This window comes from Microbacterium sp. ARD31 (genome assembly GCF_031844425.1).
Genome location: NZ_JAUZVE010000015.1, coordinates 97,072 through 113,936 on the forward strand (window position 1 = coordinate 97,072; position 16,865 = coordinate 113,936).

17 protein-coding genes are annotated in these 16,865 nt (G+C 67.1%); 8 read left to right on the forward strand and 9 right to left on the reverse strand.

All coding sequences use genetic code 11. From position 1 onward, the window contains the following. Positions 1 to 35 precede the first annotated feature (35 nt). Positions 36 to 818: an IclR family transcriptional regulator gene (locus Q9S36_RS27640; protein ID WP_311288050.1), complete on the forward strand. Its 783-nt coding sequence runs from the start codon at positions 36 to 38 to the stop codon at positions 816 to 818. A 40-nt stretch (positions 819 to 858) separates the two neighbouring features. Here the strand turns inward: Q9S36_RS27640 and Q9S36_RS27645 are convergent, their stop codons facing one another. After that, positions 859 to 1,605 (reverse strand): cupin domain-containing protein, encoded by a 747-nt coding sequence (locus tag Q9S36_RS27645; protein WP_311288051.1) that lies wholly within the window; start codon positions 1,603 to 1,605, stop codon positions 859 to 861. A 56-nt stretch (positions 1,606 to 1,661) separates the two neighbouring features. On the opposite strand from Q9S36_RS27645, the gene Q9S36_RS27650 reads away from it, so the two are divergent. Next, on the forward strand, positions 1,662 to 2,561 hold the full coding sequence (locus tag Q9S36_RS27650) for a GntR family transcriptional regulator (RefSeq protein WP_311288052.1): 900 nt from the start codon (positions 1,662 to 1,664) through the stop codon (positions 2,559 to 2,561). A gap of 9 nt (positions 2,562 to 2,570) precedes the next feature. Here Q9S36_RS27650 and Q9S36_RS27655 read toward each other — a convergent pair whose 3' ends face one another. Genes Q9S36_RS27655 through Q9S36_RS27670 form a run of 4 tightly spaced genes read right to left on the reverse strand, consistent with a single transcriptional unit; the run spans position 2,571 to position 8,689 of the window. Next, positions 2,571 to 3,485: a VOC family protein gene (locus tag Q9S36_RS27655; protein WP_311288053.1), complete on the reverse strand. Its 915-nt coding sequence runs from the start codon at positions 3,483 to 3,485 to the stop codon at positions 2,571 to 2,573. 43 nt (positions 3,486 to 3,528) lie between these two features. Beyond that, positions 3,529 to 5,211 (reverse strand): AMP-binding protein, encoded by a 1,683-nt coding sequence (locus Q9S36_RS27660; RefSeq protein WP_311288054.1) that lies wholly within the window; start codon positions 5,209 to 5,211, stop codon positions 3,529 to 3,531. After that, positions 5,208 to 7,241, reverse strand: coding sequence for an acetate--CoA ligase family protein (locus Q9S36_RS27665; RefSeq protein ID WP_311288055.1), 2,034 nt, complete (start codon positions 7,239 to 7,241; stop codon positions 5,208 to 5,210). The genes Q9S36_RS27660 and Q9S36_RS27665 overlap by 4 nt, the downstream gene beginning before the upstream one ends. Continuing rightward, a complete protein-coding gene (locus Q9S36_RS27670) occupies positions 7,238 to 8,689 on the reverse strand; it encodes an FAD-dependent monooxygenase (RefSeq protein ID WP_311288056.1) in 1,452 nt (483 codons plus the stop codon). The genes Q9S36_RS27665 and Q9S36_RS27670 overlap by 4 nt, the downstream gene beginning before the upstream one ends. 182 nt (positions 8,690 to 8,871) lie before the next feature. Between Q9S36_RS27670 and Q9S36_RS27675 the strand changes: the two genes are divergently transcribed. The 5 genes from Q9S36_RS27675 to Q9S36_RS27695 are packed head-to-tail and all read left to right on the forward strand — an operon-like array spanning position 8,872 to position 12,617. After that, positions 8,872 to 9,954: a cupin domain-containing protein gene (locus tag Q9S36_RS27675; RefSeq protein ID WP_311288057.1), complete on the forward strand. Its 1,083-nt coding sequence runs from the start codon at positions 8,872 to 8,874 to the stop codon at positions 9,952 to 9,954. Continuing rightward, on the forward strand, positions 9,954 to 10,790 hold the full coding sequence (locus Q9S36_RS27680; RefSeq protein WP_311288058.1) for a fumarylacetoacetate hydrolase family protein: 837 nt from the start codon (positions 9,954 to 9,956) through the stop codon (positions 10,788 to 10,790). Before Q9S36_RS27675 ends, Q9S36_RS27680 begins: the two co-directional genes overlap by 1 nt. 4 nt (positions 10,791 to 10,794) lie before the next feature. Then, positions 10,795 to 11,550, forward strand: a complete 756-nt coding sequence (locus tag Q9S36_RS27685; RefSeq protein ID WP_311288059.1) for a maleylpyruvate isomerase family mycothiol-dependent enzyme — start codon at positions 10,795 to 10,797, stop codon at positions 11,548 to 11,550. Positions 11,551 to 11,566: 16 nt separating this feature from the next. Further along, positions 11,567 to 12,013: a MarR family transcriptional regulator gene (locus Q9S36_RS27690; RefSeq protein ID WP_311288060.1), complete on the forward strand. Its 447-nt coding sequence runs from the start codon at positions 11,567 to 11,569 to the stop codon at positions 12,011 to 12,013. Beyond that, entirely contained in the window at positions 12,000 to 12,617 is a 618-nt protein-coding gene (locus Q9S36_RS27695; protein WP_311288061.1) for a flavin reductase family protein, read from the forward strand. The genes Q9S36_RS27690 and Q9S36_RS27695 overlap by 14 nt, the downstream gene beginning before the upstream one ends. A gap of 14 nt (positions 12,618 to 12,631) precedes the next feature. Here Q9S36_RS27695 and Q9S36_RS27700 read toward each other — a convergent pair whose 3' ends face one another. The 3 genes from Q9S36_RS27700 to Q9S36_RS27710 are packed head-to-tail and all read right to left on the reverse strand — an operon-like array spanning position 12,632 to position 14,877. Further along, positions 12,632 to 13,090: an SRPBCC family protein gene (locus Q9S36_RS27700; protein ID WP_311288062.1), complete on the reverse strand. Its 459-nt coding sequence runs from the start codon at positions 13,088 to 13,090 to the stop codon at positions 12,632 to 12,634. A 57-nt stretch (positions 13,091 to 13,147) separates the two neighbouring features. Then, positions 13,148 to 14,038, reverse strand: coding sequence for a fumarylacetoacetate hydrolase family protein (locus Q9S36_RS27705; RefSeq protein WP_311288063.1), 891 nt, complete (start codon positions 14,036 to 14,038; stop codon positions 13,148 to 13,150). Positions 14,039 to 14,064: 26 nt separating this feature from the next. Further along, positions 14,065 to 14,877: an SDR family NAD(P)-dependent oxidoreductase gene (locus Q9S36_RS27710; RefSeq protein WP_311288064.1), complete on the reverse strand. Its 813-nt coding sequence runs from the start codon at positions 14,875 to 14,877 to the stop codon at positions 14,065 to 14,067. A 346-nt stretch (positions 14,878 to 15,223) separates the two neighbouring features. Here Q9S36_RS27710 and Q9S36_RS27715 point away from each other — a divergent pair, with 346 nt between their 5' ends. Continuing rightward, positions 15,224 to 16,039, forward strand: coding sequence for a TIM barrel protein (locus Q9S36_RS27715; RefSeq protein ID WP_311288065.1), 816 nt, complete (start codon positions 15,224 to 15,226; stop codon positions 16,037 to 16,039). 52 nt (positions 16,040 to 16,091) lie between these two features. On the opposite strand, the gene Q9S36_RS27720 is transcribed toward Q9S36_RS27715, so the two are convergent. After that, complete coding sequence (locus tag Q9S36_RS27720; protein ID WP_311288066.1) at positions 16,092 to 16,841, reverse strand: SDR family oxidoreductase; 750 nt, start codon at positions 16,839 to 16,841, stop codon at positions 16,092 to 16,094. Positions 16,842 to 16,865 lie beyond the last annotated feature (24 nt).

The window sequence follows — 16,865 nt, forward strand, 5'->3', positions numbered from 1 at the left end:
TGGATTATGAGCGCTCGCGCATGCATACTCACAGAATGCGATCCACTGAGCGGAACGGTGACCACGAGGCGACGCTGTCGATGGTCGGACGAGTCGCGGCTATTCTCGGCACCTTCACCGCGGAGAACCCGGTGCTCGGCGTGTCCGAGATCGCTCGCGGCGCCGGCCTCGCGAAGTCCAGCACGTCGCGTATCGTGCAGGAACTCGTCGCGTTCCAGTTCCTCGAACGAAGCGGCACGGGGGTTCGCCTCGGACTGCGCGTGTTCGAGCTGGGCGAGACTGCGGCCCGCCCGCGCGATCTGCGGAAGGTTGCGCTGGCATCCATGTCGGATCTTCGCAACGCCGTCAATCTGACGGTGCACCTGGCGGTGCTGGAGCGCGGTGAGGTCGTGTACATCGAGATCCTCCCCGCCCGCGGCACACCGCGCCTCCCGAGTCGGGTCGGGGGTCGGATGCCGGCCCATGCGACTGGTGTCGGCAAGGCTCTGCTCGCCTACTCCGATCCTCACGTGCTGGACGACATGATCGCAGCGGGTCTGACCAGCGTCGGACCGCGGACGGTCACCGACCCCGCCCGGCTGTACCGAGAGCTCGCCCGCGTTCGCTCGACCGGGATCGCATATGAGCGAGAGGAGAGCGGCGCCGGCATCGCGTGCGCAGCCGCATGCATTCGCGGCGCGTCCGGAGAGCCGCTCGCGGCGATCTCGGCGGCGGGATGGGATGCCGACTTCGACGTTCGGCGTGTGGGCCTGGCGGTGCACACCGCCGCGCTCGCGATCGCCCGCGAGGTTGCGCGCCGTCCGGGGCTGCGCCTCTGACGCGCGCCCGCATCCCATCCGCGTCCGGTGCGGAGCCGGGTCAGGGCAGTTCGTATCCGCCTGCTTCCAGGCTCTCCGCCCCCAGGTACCCGAAGATCGCGCGCAGTTCGGACGACCCGGTGTTGCGGAATCCATGCCATTCGCTGCGCGGTACGAACACGAGGTCGCCCGCACCCATCGGCGCCGGTTCACCGTCGTCCACGAGCTGCACACCCTCGCCTTCCAGGATGTAGAAGAATTCCTGTCCGCCAGGATGGCGGTGCAGTTCATGGCTCCCTCGCTCACCCGCGAACGTGCTCTGACCGAGGGTGAACGTGCGCGAGCCTCCGTGGTCGCTGTCGATGAGCCACCGCGCGCTCATGTGCAGGAAGCCGGCGTCGGGATCATGGAAGGGATTGTCCTCGACCTCGCCGATGCGCCCGACACGACGAACCGCCCCTCCCTCGGCGACGTGGCCACCGGTGATCAGGAGGACGCGCAGCCCGCCGGCATCCGCGTGCAGTGCCGCGATGCGGCCCGCCGGAAGCTGCGCGAAACTCCCCTCCGAGATCACGGACCTTCCCGAATCGTCAGCGAGCGCACCGCTGCCCCCGACGACGACGACCGCGGACTCGTGTCCGCCGAGGTCGAGGCGATGCGAGGCGCCGCCGTCGACATCGATGACGTCGATGCGGCCGCTGGCCCGTTCGGCCTCGGCATTGACGAGGTTGTACGTGCGGACGGCACCGTCGGCGTGGATGGTGGCCCGGCCTGACGCATCGGAACGTTCCGGGGAGGTGATGATCATGAACTCTCCGCTTCGTCATTGATTACGGGATACACTTGCGCTTCCTACTCTAACGGGTGATCGCCGATTTCGCTCAATTTCGCGTCGATCTACTCCATTGGACACGTCTATGTGTAGACACCTCTGAAGACATTGGCTTCGATGTGCATCGATCTCAGCGCGCATGCACGTACCATCGGTTTATGCCAGGCCGGGAGTTCGACGCGATCGAGAATCTTCCTGCGCCCACGTTCACGAACCCGCGTCATGTGAGCGTCGAGTTGCACGACCATCTGCGGCGCCTCATCATCGACGCACGGATCCCGCCGGGCCAAGTGCTCAAGCAGGCGCAGCTCGCCCGCGTGTTCGGCGTCAGCCGGACTCCCACGCGAGAGGCGTTCCGGATGCTGCAGGAAGAAGGTCTCATCGAGGCCGACACGAACCAGCGCGCCACCGTGCGACATCTCGACGTCAACGAGGTCGATCAGCTGTACAGCGTCCGCATCCTGCTCGAGTCCTTCGGCACGCGACTCACGGCGGGAAGCATCAGCGACACCGAGATCGAGCAGGCGAAGGAGCATCTGCGTCGTATGGACGAAGCCCGCGACGTCGCAGACATGGACGCCTGGGTGCATGCGCACCGTGCGTTCCACGGGGTGTGCGTCTCGCGCGCTGACGAGCCGCTGCTGCGCGTCATCGACTCCTACTCAGAACGGACCGAGCGCTACTTGCGCCTTTATCAGGTGTGGCATCCTCAGTCGTTCTCGATCGCTCACGATGAGCACGAAGCGATCCTCGATGCCATCGTCGAGGGCGACCGGGATGCCGCCGCCTCCCGGATGGCCAATCACCTCGCGCGCACGAGCCTTTCCGTGTTGCGCGATCTCTCGCCGAATGGCGATGGGTTCGCCGTGTCCCAGGCGCTGGCTCTGGCGAGGGCGCGACTGCCGAAAACGATCGTCCCGCCCTCGCGCTGATCCCAGGGATCAGTGGTCGATGAGCGCCGGGTTGATCGGGCCCCAACTGTTCACGGCGACGGCGTCGACCTCCCACGTCTTCGGATACTGCGGGAACTCGTTGTGCCAGGGGCGAGGCTCCCAGTAGCCCTTCGCTTCGTCGTGGATGACGTCCAGCTGCGTGAACAGCTCGATGTTGTTGCCATCCGGATCCTTGTGGTAGGTGAAGATGTTGTGTCCGGCGCCATGACGTCCGGGACCCCAGTCGAGACGGTAGTCGTTGCGAGCGAGGTGGTCGAGCATCGTCTGCAGATGATTGAGGTCGCGCATCTCGTAGGCGATGTGGTGGAGCCCGGAAAGCTTCTTCGATGCCATGAAGTTCGCTGCGTGGTGGTCCGAATTGCAGCGGAGGAACACGAAGAAGTCGCCGATGGTGTCGGACCATCGGAACCCCAGCAGATCCTGGTAGAAGTCCTGCAACGGCCCCAGCGCGTCGACGAAGGCCGCGACATGACCGAGCTTGGTCGGGCGAATGGGGGTGTAGCCGTCTACGCCGCTGCCGGACTGCTGGTCGTACAGATGGATGGGAACGCCCGTGGTCGGCTCCTCGAGAACGAGCACGTCCGGGGTCGAAGGAGCGATATCGCTGCGGCGGTCGACCGTGAGGCCGACCGCACGGAGCTTGTCAGCGACATCGGACAGCTCGCCGAACACCTCGTATCCCACGAAGCTGCGGGGCTTCACGCCTCCCTTCTTTACGACCACTGCATGGTGGTCGAAGTTCGTCGTCAGGTAGGCCTCGTCGGCGGACTGCTCCACCACCACGAAGTCGAGGATCTTGGTGTAGTAGTCGACCATCCGATCGACATCCGGCGTCTCGAACCCGACGTAGCCGAGCTTCGACACGGTCGCGGGCGTCGCGGTCGGCGGGATGGGTGCAGGCATGGTGTGTCTCACTTCCTTGTGTCGTGCGCTTCCCAGGGGCGCATCATCCGGCAGCGCTCGAGCCCTCTCGAGCGGCTTCTTCCTCTATCCGCCCGGCGATGTCCGCGCGAAGGGTCTTCTTGTCGATCTTTCCCACCTTCGTGAGCGGAATGTCGTCGACGACGACCAGGCGCTCGGGGTGTTTGAACGCGGCCACTCCTGCTCGACGCATGGCCTCGCGCACCTCTTCCAGGTCGAGCGTCGCATCGTCGCGCAGCGTCACGTACACGCAGACCCGTTCCCCGAGGAGCGCGTCGGGCATGGCGACTGCCGCGGCCAGCGCCACCTGTGGATGCCGGTAGACGAGGTTCTCGATCTCCTCCCCCGAGATCTTCTCCCCGCCGCGATTGATCATGTCCTTGTCGCGGCCCTGGACGATCATGTTTCCGTCAGCACGCAGCTCCACGATGTCGCCACTTATGTACCACCCGTCCGGCGTGAACGCCTTGGCGTTGTGCTCGGGCGCGCGGAAGTAGCCTCGCGGCGTGTAGGGGCCGCGCGTCAGGAGAACGCCGGTGGCCCCCGGCGGGAGTTCCTCGCCGGACTCATCGACGATCTTCACCTCATCTGCCGTTGAGCAGGGGCGCCCCTGAGTGCCGACGATGACCTCGACGTCGTCGTCCAGACGGGTCATGTTGATCAGCCCCTCTGCCATTCCGAACACCTGCTGCAGCGTCGCGCCGAGGACCTCCCCCACTTTCGCCCCGACCTCGTCGGCGATGCGCGAGCCGCCGACCTGGATCGAGCGAAGGCTCGTGAGCTGGTCCGTGTGCTCCTGCTCCTGGTACTCGATCCAGCGCTGCACGACAGCCGGGACCGCAGCGGTGACGGTGACTCGCTCGCGCGCGATCGCCTCGAACGCGCGGCGCGGCTCGGGCGAGGCGATGCTCACCACTCGACCTCCCGCGAACAGAGCTCCGAGGAAGCCGGGGCACGCCAGCGGGAAGTTGTGGCTGGCCGGCAGCGAGATGAGATAGACGGAGTCGGCGGTGAGTCCGGCCACCTCAGAGGTGACGCGCACGTTGTACGCGTAATCGTTGTGGGTGCGGGCGATCAGCTTGGGAAGCCCCGTCGTTCCCCCCGACAGCAGGAAGCACGCGATGGCATCCCCCGCAGGCTGCGGCGGCGCCACCACCGCTCCGGTTTCGGTGCGGGCGAGCAGATCGTCGAGACGGACGCTGTCCGCCCGCGCGGGCTCGCCGAGCACGATGACATGCTGCAGGCTGGCCACCTGATCGGCGATGGTCGCGGCCAGCGATTCGTGATCGAAGTCCCGATGCGTCGCGGGAACAACGAAGGCGACGCTTTCCGACAGCTCCGCGAGGTACTCCAGTTCGTGCTCGCGATGGGCCGGGAGCGCCATCACCGGCACGACCCCCGCGCGGAAGCAGGCCAGGGTGAAGGCGATGAACTCCCACGAGTTCGGCAGCTGGATCAGCACTCTGTCGTCCATGCGGAGTCCGAGCGCCAGCAATCGCGCCGCAGCGGCCTCGACACGCGCGAGCAGCTCACCGTACGACAGTCGCACCTCGGCGTCGACGACGGCGATGTCGTCGGGGCGCCCCGCGGCCGCATCGGCGAAGTGGGCGAAGAGGGAGCGATCCTCCCAGTACCCGCTGGCACGGAAGCGATCCGCATCAGCGATGGGCCAGGGGACGAACCCATCCGTCGTCGGACGTGGCATCATTGCTCCTTCGTCGCGGGGATGATCACGGCGTCAAGGGCGACGAGCCCGTCGTGCGTGATCCGCAAGGGGTTGATCTCGATCTCATCGATCGAGGGATTCTTCACCAGGAGTGCGCCGAGCGCAGCGATGGTCCCGCCCAGAGCAGCCGTATCCACCGCCGGTCCCCCGCGCCAGCCGTGCAGGAGGTCGCGCGCGTGCAGATCATCGATCATCGATTGGGCAGCGCCGACGGTCAGAGGTGCCGTGCGGATCGCGACATCGGCGATCGCCTCGGCCGCGGTGCCGCCGATACCGAGCAGGACGATGGGGCCGAAGACCGGATCGCGGCGGGCGGAGACCACGAGGTCGACGCCGGCATCCGCCATCTGCTCAACGAGGATCCTCTCTGCCCCGATGCGGCCCAGCGCGGCGACAGCATCGACCATGGCTTGCTCATCGCGGATGCCGAGGTGCACTCCGCCGATTTCCGTCTTGTGCAGGATCGACGCGTCCAGGATCTTCGCCGCGATCCCACCGTGCAGCTCCTCACGCGCGGCCAGCGCGCCGGCGAGATCGGTGACGACACGGGCTGCGGGGGTGCGGATGCCGATCCGCTCGAGAAGCTCCTTCGCCTGCTTCTCGTCCCACGTGCCACGCTCGACGACGGGTGCGTCGGTGACGACGGTTCCCCCGTGGCGGTGGCGTGCGCGCGCATCGGAGATGACTGCCTCGACGGCCCAGGCGAGTGCGGTCGGCCCGCTGACCAGGGGGTGACCGAGCTCACTCGCGCGCGCCTGCGCGCGCTCGATCTGCTCGCGCGGGCCGTCTGTCGCGAGGATCACGGGGGTGGTCGTGCCCGACTCGACGACCGCTCCGGGCAGATCCACCACCGCCTCGGCGAGCGCGTACACCGCGAGCAGGTCGATCGCCGGATCCTGGGCGACGGCGTTGAGCACCGCCGGGAAGGACTCCGCCGGCCGGCCGGTGTCGACCGGGTTGGCCTGGAACGTGAGCGGTGGAAGCAGCCCCGCGAGCGCGGTCTGCGTGCCCTCGCTCAGCGTCGGCAGGCTCCAGCCTCCCGCGACAGCGGCATCGTCGATGATCAACCCGGGACCGGCCTGCGCGGTGATGAGGCCGACCCCGGCGTCCGCCGTGGGGTCGATGCGCACGCGAGAGAGCGCGGCGACGGCGGTGATCAGCTGCTCGACCGAATCCACCACGACGGCACCGGCGTGTGCGAGCGCGGAGCGCGCCGTCCTCCAGGACGTCGCAAGCGAGCCGGTGTGGGACTGCGCGAACGCCGATTCCTCCCGTCGCCCGACGACGAGGGCGACGACCGGTTTCCGACCGGCGACGGCACGCACGGCATCCAGGAGTGCGGCACCGTCGTCGACGCTCTCCACGTGCAGGGCGACAGCGGCCGTCTCTTCATCGTCGGCGAGGAAGCGAAGAACATCAGCGTGCGTGACGTCGAATCCGGCGCCCACGCCCACACCGAGGCTGATCCCCACGCCTGCCAGTGCGAGGCGGAACGAGAGCATGTGATTGACCCCGCCGCTGGAGGCGACGACGGCGACCGATCCGGGAGCGAGGTCTCCCACCCCGGGGACGAAGCTGGCGCTCAAGAGCTCGGACGGACGGAAGAATCCCGAGGTGTTGGGACCGATCACTCGGATCCCGGTCTCCGACGCCGCACGAGCCACCTCGCTCTGCAACCGCTCTCCTTCGCCGCCGATTTCCGCGAACCCTCCCGCGCACACGAGTGCTGCACGAATGCCTGCCGCACCTGCCGCGCGGACCACTTCGGGTGTCGCCGCCGCGGGTACGCACGAGACGAGCAGGTCGGCGGTGCCTCCTCGGATGCCGATGGCATCGACGGCATCGGCCACACTCGTGAAGAATCCCTCGCCGCCGCGGCTGTTCACCAGCGCCACCGGCGCGCGGGCGCCCGCGAGGGCGTTCGCCATGGCGGTGCCGAGCTTGCCCGGCTGCGCGGATGCACCGACGACGACGATCCCGCGGGGTGCGAACGCCGCTGAAAGGTCGCTCACGCCTCACCCTCCTTGACGGCGACGGCGTCCACGCGCCCGGAGAGCACGAGGGTCTCCACCGCGGCATCCGATGCGGAATCGAGCTCGATCACCGTCGGGACGCCTCGGCGAAGCCGGATATCCTCCGCGAGCTGAATCCGATGGCCCTCATCGCCCCCGCGGACGAGCACGAATGCCGTCCCATCGTCGACCGGCGCGGTCGCACCGGGCTCGATGACCGTCCCTTCGTCCCAGCCGATCTCCACACCGGATGCCGGGTTCACGAGGGCCCGGCCGCGCACCACGAGGCGCCGACCCGACAACGTGCGTCCGGCTACTTCGAGCGGAGTGTGCAGGACGGGTGCCCCGTTCGCGCGCAACCAGCTCTGTTCGGCGATGTCGACGAATCGCGGATCACGCTGACGGAGCTTGTCGATCGCGATGCTCCGAGAGAAGAAGTGGAAGGCGAACTGCCACGGGTCGAAGGCCTCGTAATACTCGCCGAACCGTTCCCACCATGCGAGGCTCGGTCGGGCGGCCTCCTGGATCCGGGCGACAGACGGTTGGCGTGCGCCTTCGTAGCGCGAGAACGCCGAATCGAGGTCATCCGGGGATTCGGCCAGTGCCTCAGCGAGAGCGATCGCGTCCTCCATCGCCATCTTGGTGCCGGACCCGACGCTGAAGTGCGCCGTGTGCACCGCGTCGCCGAGGAACGCGACGTTGCCGGAGTGCCAGGAGTCGGTGCGTCGCGTGCGGAAGTTCGCCCACCGAGAGCTGTTGCCGATGAGCTCGCCGCCGTCGATGAACGGTGCGAACAGTTCGGTGAGGTACGCGCGGGTCTTCTCATCACTGGGTCCGGGCGGGGCGGTGACGTCGAACTCGTCCAGACCCGCGCGGCGCCACGTGTCTTCGTCCGTCTCGACGATGAAGGTGCTGATCGAGTCGCTGATCGGGTAGGCGTGGACGGCGAAGTGTCCGTGCTCGTTCTTGGCGTGCACGAAGGTGAGGCCGTCGAACATGTAGGTCGTGCCGAACCAGATGAATTTCGCGGTCGCCGTCTCCACGTGGTGACCGAGCTGGGGCAGCAGCTGTTCGCGAACGAACGAGTTCGCCCCGTCCGCGGCGACGACGACGTCGAATCCGTCGAGCTCTGCGAGCGAAGAGACGGTGGTCTCGAACCGCAGATCCACCTCAGCGCTCGCTGCGGCCTCCTGCAGGATCTGCAGCAGCACCCGACGATGGATGGCAGCCATACCATTCCCGCCGAATGTCGAGGCTTCACCCTTGGCGCGGACCTCGATGGCGTCCCAGTGGACGCCGTGGTCTCCGAGCGCGCGGGAGAGGAGGGGGTCTGCGGCATCGATCGCGCGAAGCGTCGCGTCGGAGAAGACGACGCCGAACCCGAACGCGTCGGTGGCCCGGTTGCGCTCGAAGAGCACGACCTCCCACTCGGGTCGGATCCTCTTCATCAGGAGGGAGAAGAACAGGCCACCCGGGCCGCCCCCTACACATGCGATCTTCATTGATGCTCCTCTCGCCATTAAGTGTATACACATACTTGGCGTTCGTGGCAAGGTGTTGATATCGTTGGGGCACTGAGTATACGCTCCGATCGCCTCGCACCACGTGCGGCAACTCGAGGAGGACTGCGATGCAGCAGATGGACGGAACAGCCGACACGCCGGAGCTCGAGCAGTTGTATCGAGATTTCGACGCGAACAGCATGGCCCCGCTCTGGACCCAGCGCGACGACCTCATGCCGCTGGTTCCCGCTCCACGAGCGGTCCCTCATGTCTGGAAGTGGAACACCCTCTTCGACATCGCGGAACGGTCGGGCGAGCTCGTGCCCGTCGGCCGGGGCGGCGAACGGCGAGCGATCGGGCTGATGAATCCTGGGTTGCCAGGCACCGCATACGCGACGCCGACCCTGTGGTGCGCCATCCAGTACCTCGGAGGTCATGAGACTGCCCCCGAGCACCGACACAGTCAGAATGCATTCCGATTCGTCGTCGAGGGCGAAGGAGTGTGGACAGTCGTGAATGGCGATCCTGTGCGAATGAGCCGCGGCGACCTGCTGCTGACGCCCGGATGGAACTTCCACGGACATCACAACGACACTCCGAACCCGATGGCATGGATCGACGGCCTCGACATCCCCTTCTCGAGCTACACCGATGTGGGGTTCTTCGAGTACGGATCGGAGCGTGTGACCGATGAGGCATCCCCGCAGACGTCGCGCGCAGAGCGCCTGTGGGCTCACCCCGGCCTGCGTCCGCTCTCAGGCTTGGACGCCAAGGTCAGCTCCCCACTGAGCGCGTATCGCTGGGAGTTCACCGACGCAGCGCTGCGCGAGCAGCTCGCCCTCGAGGATGAGGGCTACCCCGCCACCGTCGAGCAGGGCCACGCCGCCATCCGCTACACCAACCCGACCACCGGCGGCGATGTGATGCCCACGATCCGGTGCGAGTTCCATCGCATCCGGGCGGGCTTCGAGACCGCCCTGCGACACGAGGTGGGCTCATCGGTGTGGCAGGTGTTCGAGGGCAGTGGCTCCGTCCTCCTCGGCGGGAGCGAACATCGTCTCGAAAAGGGCGATCTGTTCGTCGTTCCCAGCTGGGTGCCCTGGTCGCTTCGCGCGGACACCGACTTCGACCTCTTCCGTTTCAACGACGGGCCGATCATCGACCGGCTCGGTTTCACCCGCACCTTCATTCCCGGCAAGGACGACATCTGATGCGACTGGCAACACTGCGAACAACCTCCGGCACGATCGCCGTCCGCATCGACGGCGACACCGCCGTCGAGATCAGCGACGTCACCGACGTCGGCGCTCTGCTCAGCGACCCCGCCTGGCGCGAGCGCGCACGGGTAGCGGACGGAGCGCGTCGCCCGGTGGCCGGCATCGCCGACGCCGAGTGGGCGCCGGTCGTCCCCGAGCCGGCCAAGATCGTGTGCGTCGGCCTCAACTACCGCAACCACATCCTCGAGATGGGCCGGGAACTCCCCGAGTACCCGACCCTCTTCGCCAAGTATCCGGAAGCACTCCTGGGACCATACGACCCGATCGTGCTGCCCGCCGTCGCCCCGGACGCGGTCGACTGGGAGGCGGAGCTCGCGATCGTCATCGGCGCGACCGCACGAAACCTCGACGAGGTCGACGCGGCAGCCGCCATCGCGGGGTACTCGATCATGAACGACGTGACCATGCGCGACTACCAGTACCGCAGCCCCGAATGGTTCCAGGGCAAGACGTTCGAAGCCACCGCGCCGTTCGGTCCGCTGCTCGTCACCACCGACGAGTTCGAGCTCGGCGGCATCCTGAGCAGCACCGTCGACGGCGAGCGGGTGCAGCAGACGCCGACCGACGATCTCGTGTTCGGACCCGCCAGGCTCGTGTCCTACATCTCGCAGATCTTCACGCTCAGGCCCGGCGACGTGATCGCCAGCGGCACCCCCGGCGGTGTGGGCCACGCTCGCAAGCCCCCGCGCTATCTGACGCCCGGCGCGGTGCTCGAGACGGCGATCGAGGGCATCGGCACGCTGCGCAACACGGTCGTCGCCGGCGGGTGACCTCATGGGAGCCCGCACCGACAACGTCACCGACCCTGACCTCGCCGCCGGTCTGCTCCTCATGCGCCGTGGCCAGGCGTACTGGGCGCGACGGCTGAACGAGCTGCGCGACGACGAATTCGACGCACCGTCGCTCCTCCCGGGATGGACTCGCCGGCATCTCGTGGCACACGTGGGATTCAACGCCCGCGCAGTCGCACGGCTCGTCGAGTGGGCGAGGACGGGCGTGGAGACCCCGATGTACGACTCGGACCAGCAGCGCGGCGAGGAGATCGAGTTCGGGGCGACCCTCCCGGTCGACGCTCTGCGCAATCTCGCCGCCCATGCCGCCGTCCACTTGAATGTGGAGTGGCGGGATCTGCCGGAGGAGGCTTGGTCGCATCAGGTCCGAACCGCGCAGGGAAGACTCGTACCCGCGTCCGAGACCGTGTGGATGCGGACCCGGGAAGTCTGGATACACGCCGTCGATCTGCGCAACGGCGGCAGCGTGCACGACTTTCCTGCCGAACTGCACACGCTGCTGCTCGACGACCTCATCAAGGTGTGGCGGCGCAAGCGGAAGCCCGGTGATCGCGATGTCGTGCTCGAACCTGTCGACCGCCCGGCGACGTATCGGATCGACGTCGACGAGGAGGACTTGCCGCCGCTCGTCGTCCGCGGGCGTGCGGCAGACTTGGTCGGGTGGGGGATCGGCCGGTCCTCGCGGGGCGTGATCACGGCCGGCGGCACGCCGCCGCCGCCCGCCCCCCAATGGCTGTGAGATCGCGGGGCGTGAGATGGACACCGAGCAAGCGGAGCCGATGAGGTTCACCGGCTTTCTGCTCCGCCGTGCGCAGCAGGTGCACGTCGCCCTCTGGACGCGGGAGGTCTCGGCCGAGATCTCGAGCGTCCAGTACGGCGTGCTCGCCGTGCTGGAGCGACATCCGGGGGCAAGTCAACGCGAGTTGGGCGACGAACTGGATCTGGACAGATCGACGATCGCCGACCTTGCGGCCCGACTGGACCGGAGAGGGCTCATCGACAGGCGTCCGCACGCCGGCGATCGGAGACGCAACACGCTGTGGCTCACCGAAGCCGGAGAAGAGGAACTCACGCGGCTTCGCCGAGGAGCACAGCGTGTGGAGAGCCTGCTGACCGACCATCTCGAACGACGAGATCGTGCCGAGCTCCGTGTCCTCCTTCGCAGCCTTCTCGGAGACACGGCGAAAGATGTGGGGCGCTGACGTGTTCATCGACGCCGGCGCGTTGGATCCCCGCGAGACCTATCGGCTGCTGGTCGGCTCGGTGGTACCCCGCCCGATCGCGTGGGTCACCTCCGGGATCACCCCCGGGCCGGTGAATCTCGCTCCGTTCAGCTCCTTCACCTGGGTCAGTCAGTATCCCGCGATGCTCGGGTTCACCGTGAACCGGCGAGAGTCGGGCGTCAAGGACACGCTGCGCAACATCGAGCGCGACGGCGAATACGTCGTGAACATCGCCACGGCATCGCAACTCGATCAGCTCCACGCCAGCTCCGAGGGTTTCCCGCCCGATCGCAGCGAAGCCGACGAACTCGGCCTGCGTCTCGTGCCGTCGCGCCTTGTCCGCGTCCCCTCGCTCGCAGATGCTCCGATCAGCATGGAGTGCTCGTACGACCGAACCATCGCGTTCAGCGCGACCGGCGGCGACTTCGTGGTCGGAACCGTGGTCGGATGGCGCATCGACGACGCCGTGATGCGTGGGAGGCGCATCGACACGCAGCTGCTCGATCCGATCGCGCGTCTCGCCGGACCGACGTACGCGCGACTGGGACCGATGACGACGCTCGACCCCCTGCCCGGAGGCTGAGGCCCGCTACGCGGCTACTGCGCTCCGACGCGTCTCGCCCGGCAGGCCGCGAGAGTCGTACGGACCGCATCGAGATAGTCCGCCTCCATGCCCTCCGCGAATCCGGCTTCCTGCGGGCTGCCGTCCTCGACACCGTCCACGACGATCCGGAACGTGAACGTGAGCTCCAGCCCGCCGTCAGCGTCATGCCCGATCTCATTGTCGATGGTGCCTCGGGCAGTGCCGTGCGTGCGCACGAAGTGCACCCGCCTCTTCGGATAGAACGTCACCACTTCGCGGACCGGCTGCCCCACATGGATGATGTCGCGCACCAGGCCGCCGTCGAAGCGGTCCACGACGGTGCACTCGGTGATGCTCTTGACATAGGGCAATGGGTTGGCCGCCTTCTCGACAAGCCCGTCCCACACCTCATCGACGGTCAGTTCGACGTCCGCACCGTCATTCACTGGAAGGGTCCTGCTTACTTCGATCATGTTGCTTCCGCCTTTCGTGAGATAGTCCTAGCTTGGCTTCGGATCGAGCGCGCGGCCTCAGGCCACCACGGTCGTCCGGAGCGACCCGAGTCCCTCGATCTCGGCGACCATGTGGTCGCCGATCGAGAGGAAGTCCTTCCGCGGCATGCCGACGCCGGCCGGCGTGCCCGTGAGAATGAGGTCCCCAGGCTCGAGGGTGACGAACCGGCTCGCCTCCGAGATGAGCCTGGCGATCCCGATCACGAGGTTGCCGGTTGAAGACTGCTGTTTCATCACCCCGTTCACACTGAGACTGATGGCGAGGTCGGCAGGATCGGGCACGAACCAACTCGGCACCAGGCCGGGTCCCGTCGGGCAGAACCCGTCGAGGGCCTTATGGAGGAACCAGTCCCATGCGAACGGCGCCATCACGGCATCTGGCCGGGGGAAGATTCCTCGGGCAGAGATGTCGTTCGCAACGAGATAGCCGGCCACGTGCGCGAGCGCATCTGCTTCCGTGACGTTCTTCACCCGGTCGGCGATGACGACACCGAGCTCTACCTCCCAGTCGAGGCCCGCATCGACCCCCGACGGCATCGGGATGCCGGCGTCAGGGCCGATGACGGTCGTGGTGGGAGGCTTGAGGAAGAAGAACGGTCGCGCCGTCGGGTCGGGCACGGCGGTACCCATCTCCGCCGCGTGGTCGTAGTAGTTCGCCCCGGCACAGAGGATCTTCGGCGGGAAGGTGATGGGAGCGCCCAAGCGCGCCGCCGGCACCTCCGCCAGGTCCGACACCTCCAGCGCCCGCAGCGCGGCTTCGCTGCGGCGCCAGGAGCGGAGGATTTCGATGGTCGTGGGGGCGAAGCCTTCAGGCAGCGCGTAAACGACTCCTTCAGCTTCGACTCCGGCGCGCAGCTCACCGCCAGGCGAATCCTGGTACTGCACAAGAGACCACGGTTGCGTCGCCATGAAATCCTCCTCCTCCTGCCAGCGGCCTACGAGTAGAGCTCGCGGATCCGGTCGGCCTCGGCATCGTCGCGCCAGCCGGCCGTCGCACCGCCATCGACGCTGTAGTTCTGGCCTGTCACCCACGACGACTCATCGGAGGCGAGGTAGAGCGCCATGTAGGCGATGTCGTCGCCGGTGCCCGGGCGCTGGATGAGGTGGTTGTTCAGCTGCCACGCGCGGCCCAGCGGGTCGACCGCGGCATCCGTGGCCGGAGACGCGACGAAACCCGGCGCGATCGTGTTGCAGCGCACGCCATAGCGCGCGCCCTCCGCGGCGAGCGCGCGCGTCATGGCGATGACACCGCCCTTGGCAGCCGCGTGCGCGACCTGGCCGAGCGGCTCGATCCCACGCAGACCCGAATACGACGCGGTGCTGATGAGCGAACCGCCGTTCTCGCAGAGAAGCGGCCAGGCGGCGCTGGTCGTGTGGAAGACGAGATCCAGTTCGACCGACATCACATGGCGCCAGAGGTCCAGGCTCATGTTCGCGAACGGCGCGAATCCGAATCCGGCAGCGTTGTTGTAGAGCACGTCGATGCCCCCGAGGCTCGCCACACCCTCCTTCACCCACGCGGTCGCCTCGCTGTTGCTGCTGAGGTCGACGGTGTGGCCGACGACGTCGTAACCCTCGTCGCGCAGGACCGCGGCGGTGCGCTCGGCGCCGCCCTTCAGATCGCATCCGACGATGCGCGCGCCTTCTTCGGCGAAGAGACGCTGCGCCGCCTCGCCCTGTCCGCCACCGGTTCCGGTGATGAGGACGCGCTTGCCCTCGAGCCGTCCCTTTCGGGTCTTGTCCGCCATGTCGACCGGTCCTTTCCCGGCTCGAACTTTCCCGCTGCGGCGGGCGTTCGAGTCCACTTCATCGTGTAGGTGACGCCGGGTAGCGCCCACGCCAAGTAAACACACTTTGGCGAGAGAAGTCTAGAGCGAATATCCGCTCCTCGCGGACATCGTCCGACTGCTTGTCCCTCTGAATGGCTGTTTTCCGGGCGACCTGAACGAGAAAGAGGGCGAGCATCGAGTGCATGACTCTTCTAAACCCATCGTTAAGTGGATACAGTTATGGACGGACTGAGAGGATTCTGCCATGGCTCACACTCTTCAGCGGCCGATTCCCCGAGAGGAATCGATCATGTGGAACGGCAGCGTGCGGGCGCTCGCACTCCCTCAGCAGATCGACGTCACGGCAGCGGCGGGATTCCGCCGCCTGAGCGTCACGCCGGCCGACATCGGCGCCTGGACGGCGTCGGGGGGGGCGCTCCGTGAGCTTCTCGCACGCGCGGCGGATGCGAACGTTGCTCTCAGCCACCTCGACCCGCTCGCGACCTGGCCTCGGTCGTGGCGTCCTGCTGCGACGGACCCCACCACCGCGAACATCGAGTACTTCGATACTCCGCCGCGAGCGTTCCTCGATCTCGCCGTCGAGATCGGGGCGTCGTCGATCACAGCGATGACGATCGCGCCACAGGGCAGTATCGGGATCGAAGAGTTGACGGAGGACTTCGCCGCGCTGTGCGACGACGCTGCGGAGCTCGGCATCGTCGTCGAGCTCGAGTTCATCCCGCTCGACTGGGCGATCCCCGACCTCGCTTCCGCGTGGGAGATCGTGAGCGGCGCTGACCGTTCCAACAGCGGGATCGTCTTCGACTTCTGGCACTTCATGCATTCCGGATCCTCGCTGGAGATGCTGCGAACCGTTCCGGGTGATCGCATCACCTCCGTTCAGCTCGCCGATGCATCGCTCTCGCTCCAGACGGGGAGCTGGTTCGACGATTGCCTCGAGATGAGACTTCCCCTCGGGATGGGTGAGTTTCCCGTTCAAGAGATCTTGGACACGCTCGCCGTCATCGACGGTCTCCACAAGGTGGGGCCCGAATACTTCTCCTCCGCGAACGACTCTCTCGAAGCCGAGGCACTGCGCGACATCCTTGCGAACTCGACAAGGGAACTGTTCGGCGCGTAACGCCCGGGCCGGGCGGAGTGGCAGACGAACTCCTCTGCCACTCCGCCTTCCGTCAGGCCCGCATCCACCCGCCGTCGACCAGGAGTGTCTGACCGGTGATGAACGCGGAATCGTCGGAGGCGAAGAACGACACCGCCCCGACGAGATCGGCTGGCTCCTCGGTCCGCTTGATCGACTGCTGTCCCGCCAGCATGTCGAACAGCGCCGCCTGCGGTCCCGCCTCGGTGGTCGCGGTGCGCACGAGGCCCGGCGCGAGCGCGTTCACCGTCACGCCGTTCTCTCCCACCTCGGCCGCCAGCGAACGGGTGAACCCGATCACGGCTCCCTTGCTGGCCGTGTAGTGCGTGTTGAACGGGATCCCGGAATGGAAGGTGGTCGACGCGATGCTGATGATGCGCCCCCATCCGCGCTCGACCATTCCCGGCAGCACGACCTTGGTCATCAGGAACACGCTGTCGGCGTTGACGCTCAGCACCTTGCGCCATTCATCGAACTCCATGTCGAGCAGCGCCGTCGCAGGGTAGATCCCCGCGTTGTTGACGAGTACGTCGACGCGACCGAACGCCTGCTGCACGGCTTCCCCGAACGCGCGGGTGGACTCGAGCGAGCTCACATCGCATGTGAAGCCCGCGGCCGTGCCTCCCGCTTCTTCGATGAGGGCGACGGTCTTGGTCGTGTCACCGATGTCGGCGACGGCCACGATGTAGCCGTCCTCCGCGAGACGTCGCGAGAACGCCTGGCCGAGGCCTGTTCCACCACCGGTGACGACGGCGACGCGACCCTCCTGGGCAATCCTGGTCATCTGTCCCTCTACTTTCTGCGCGTG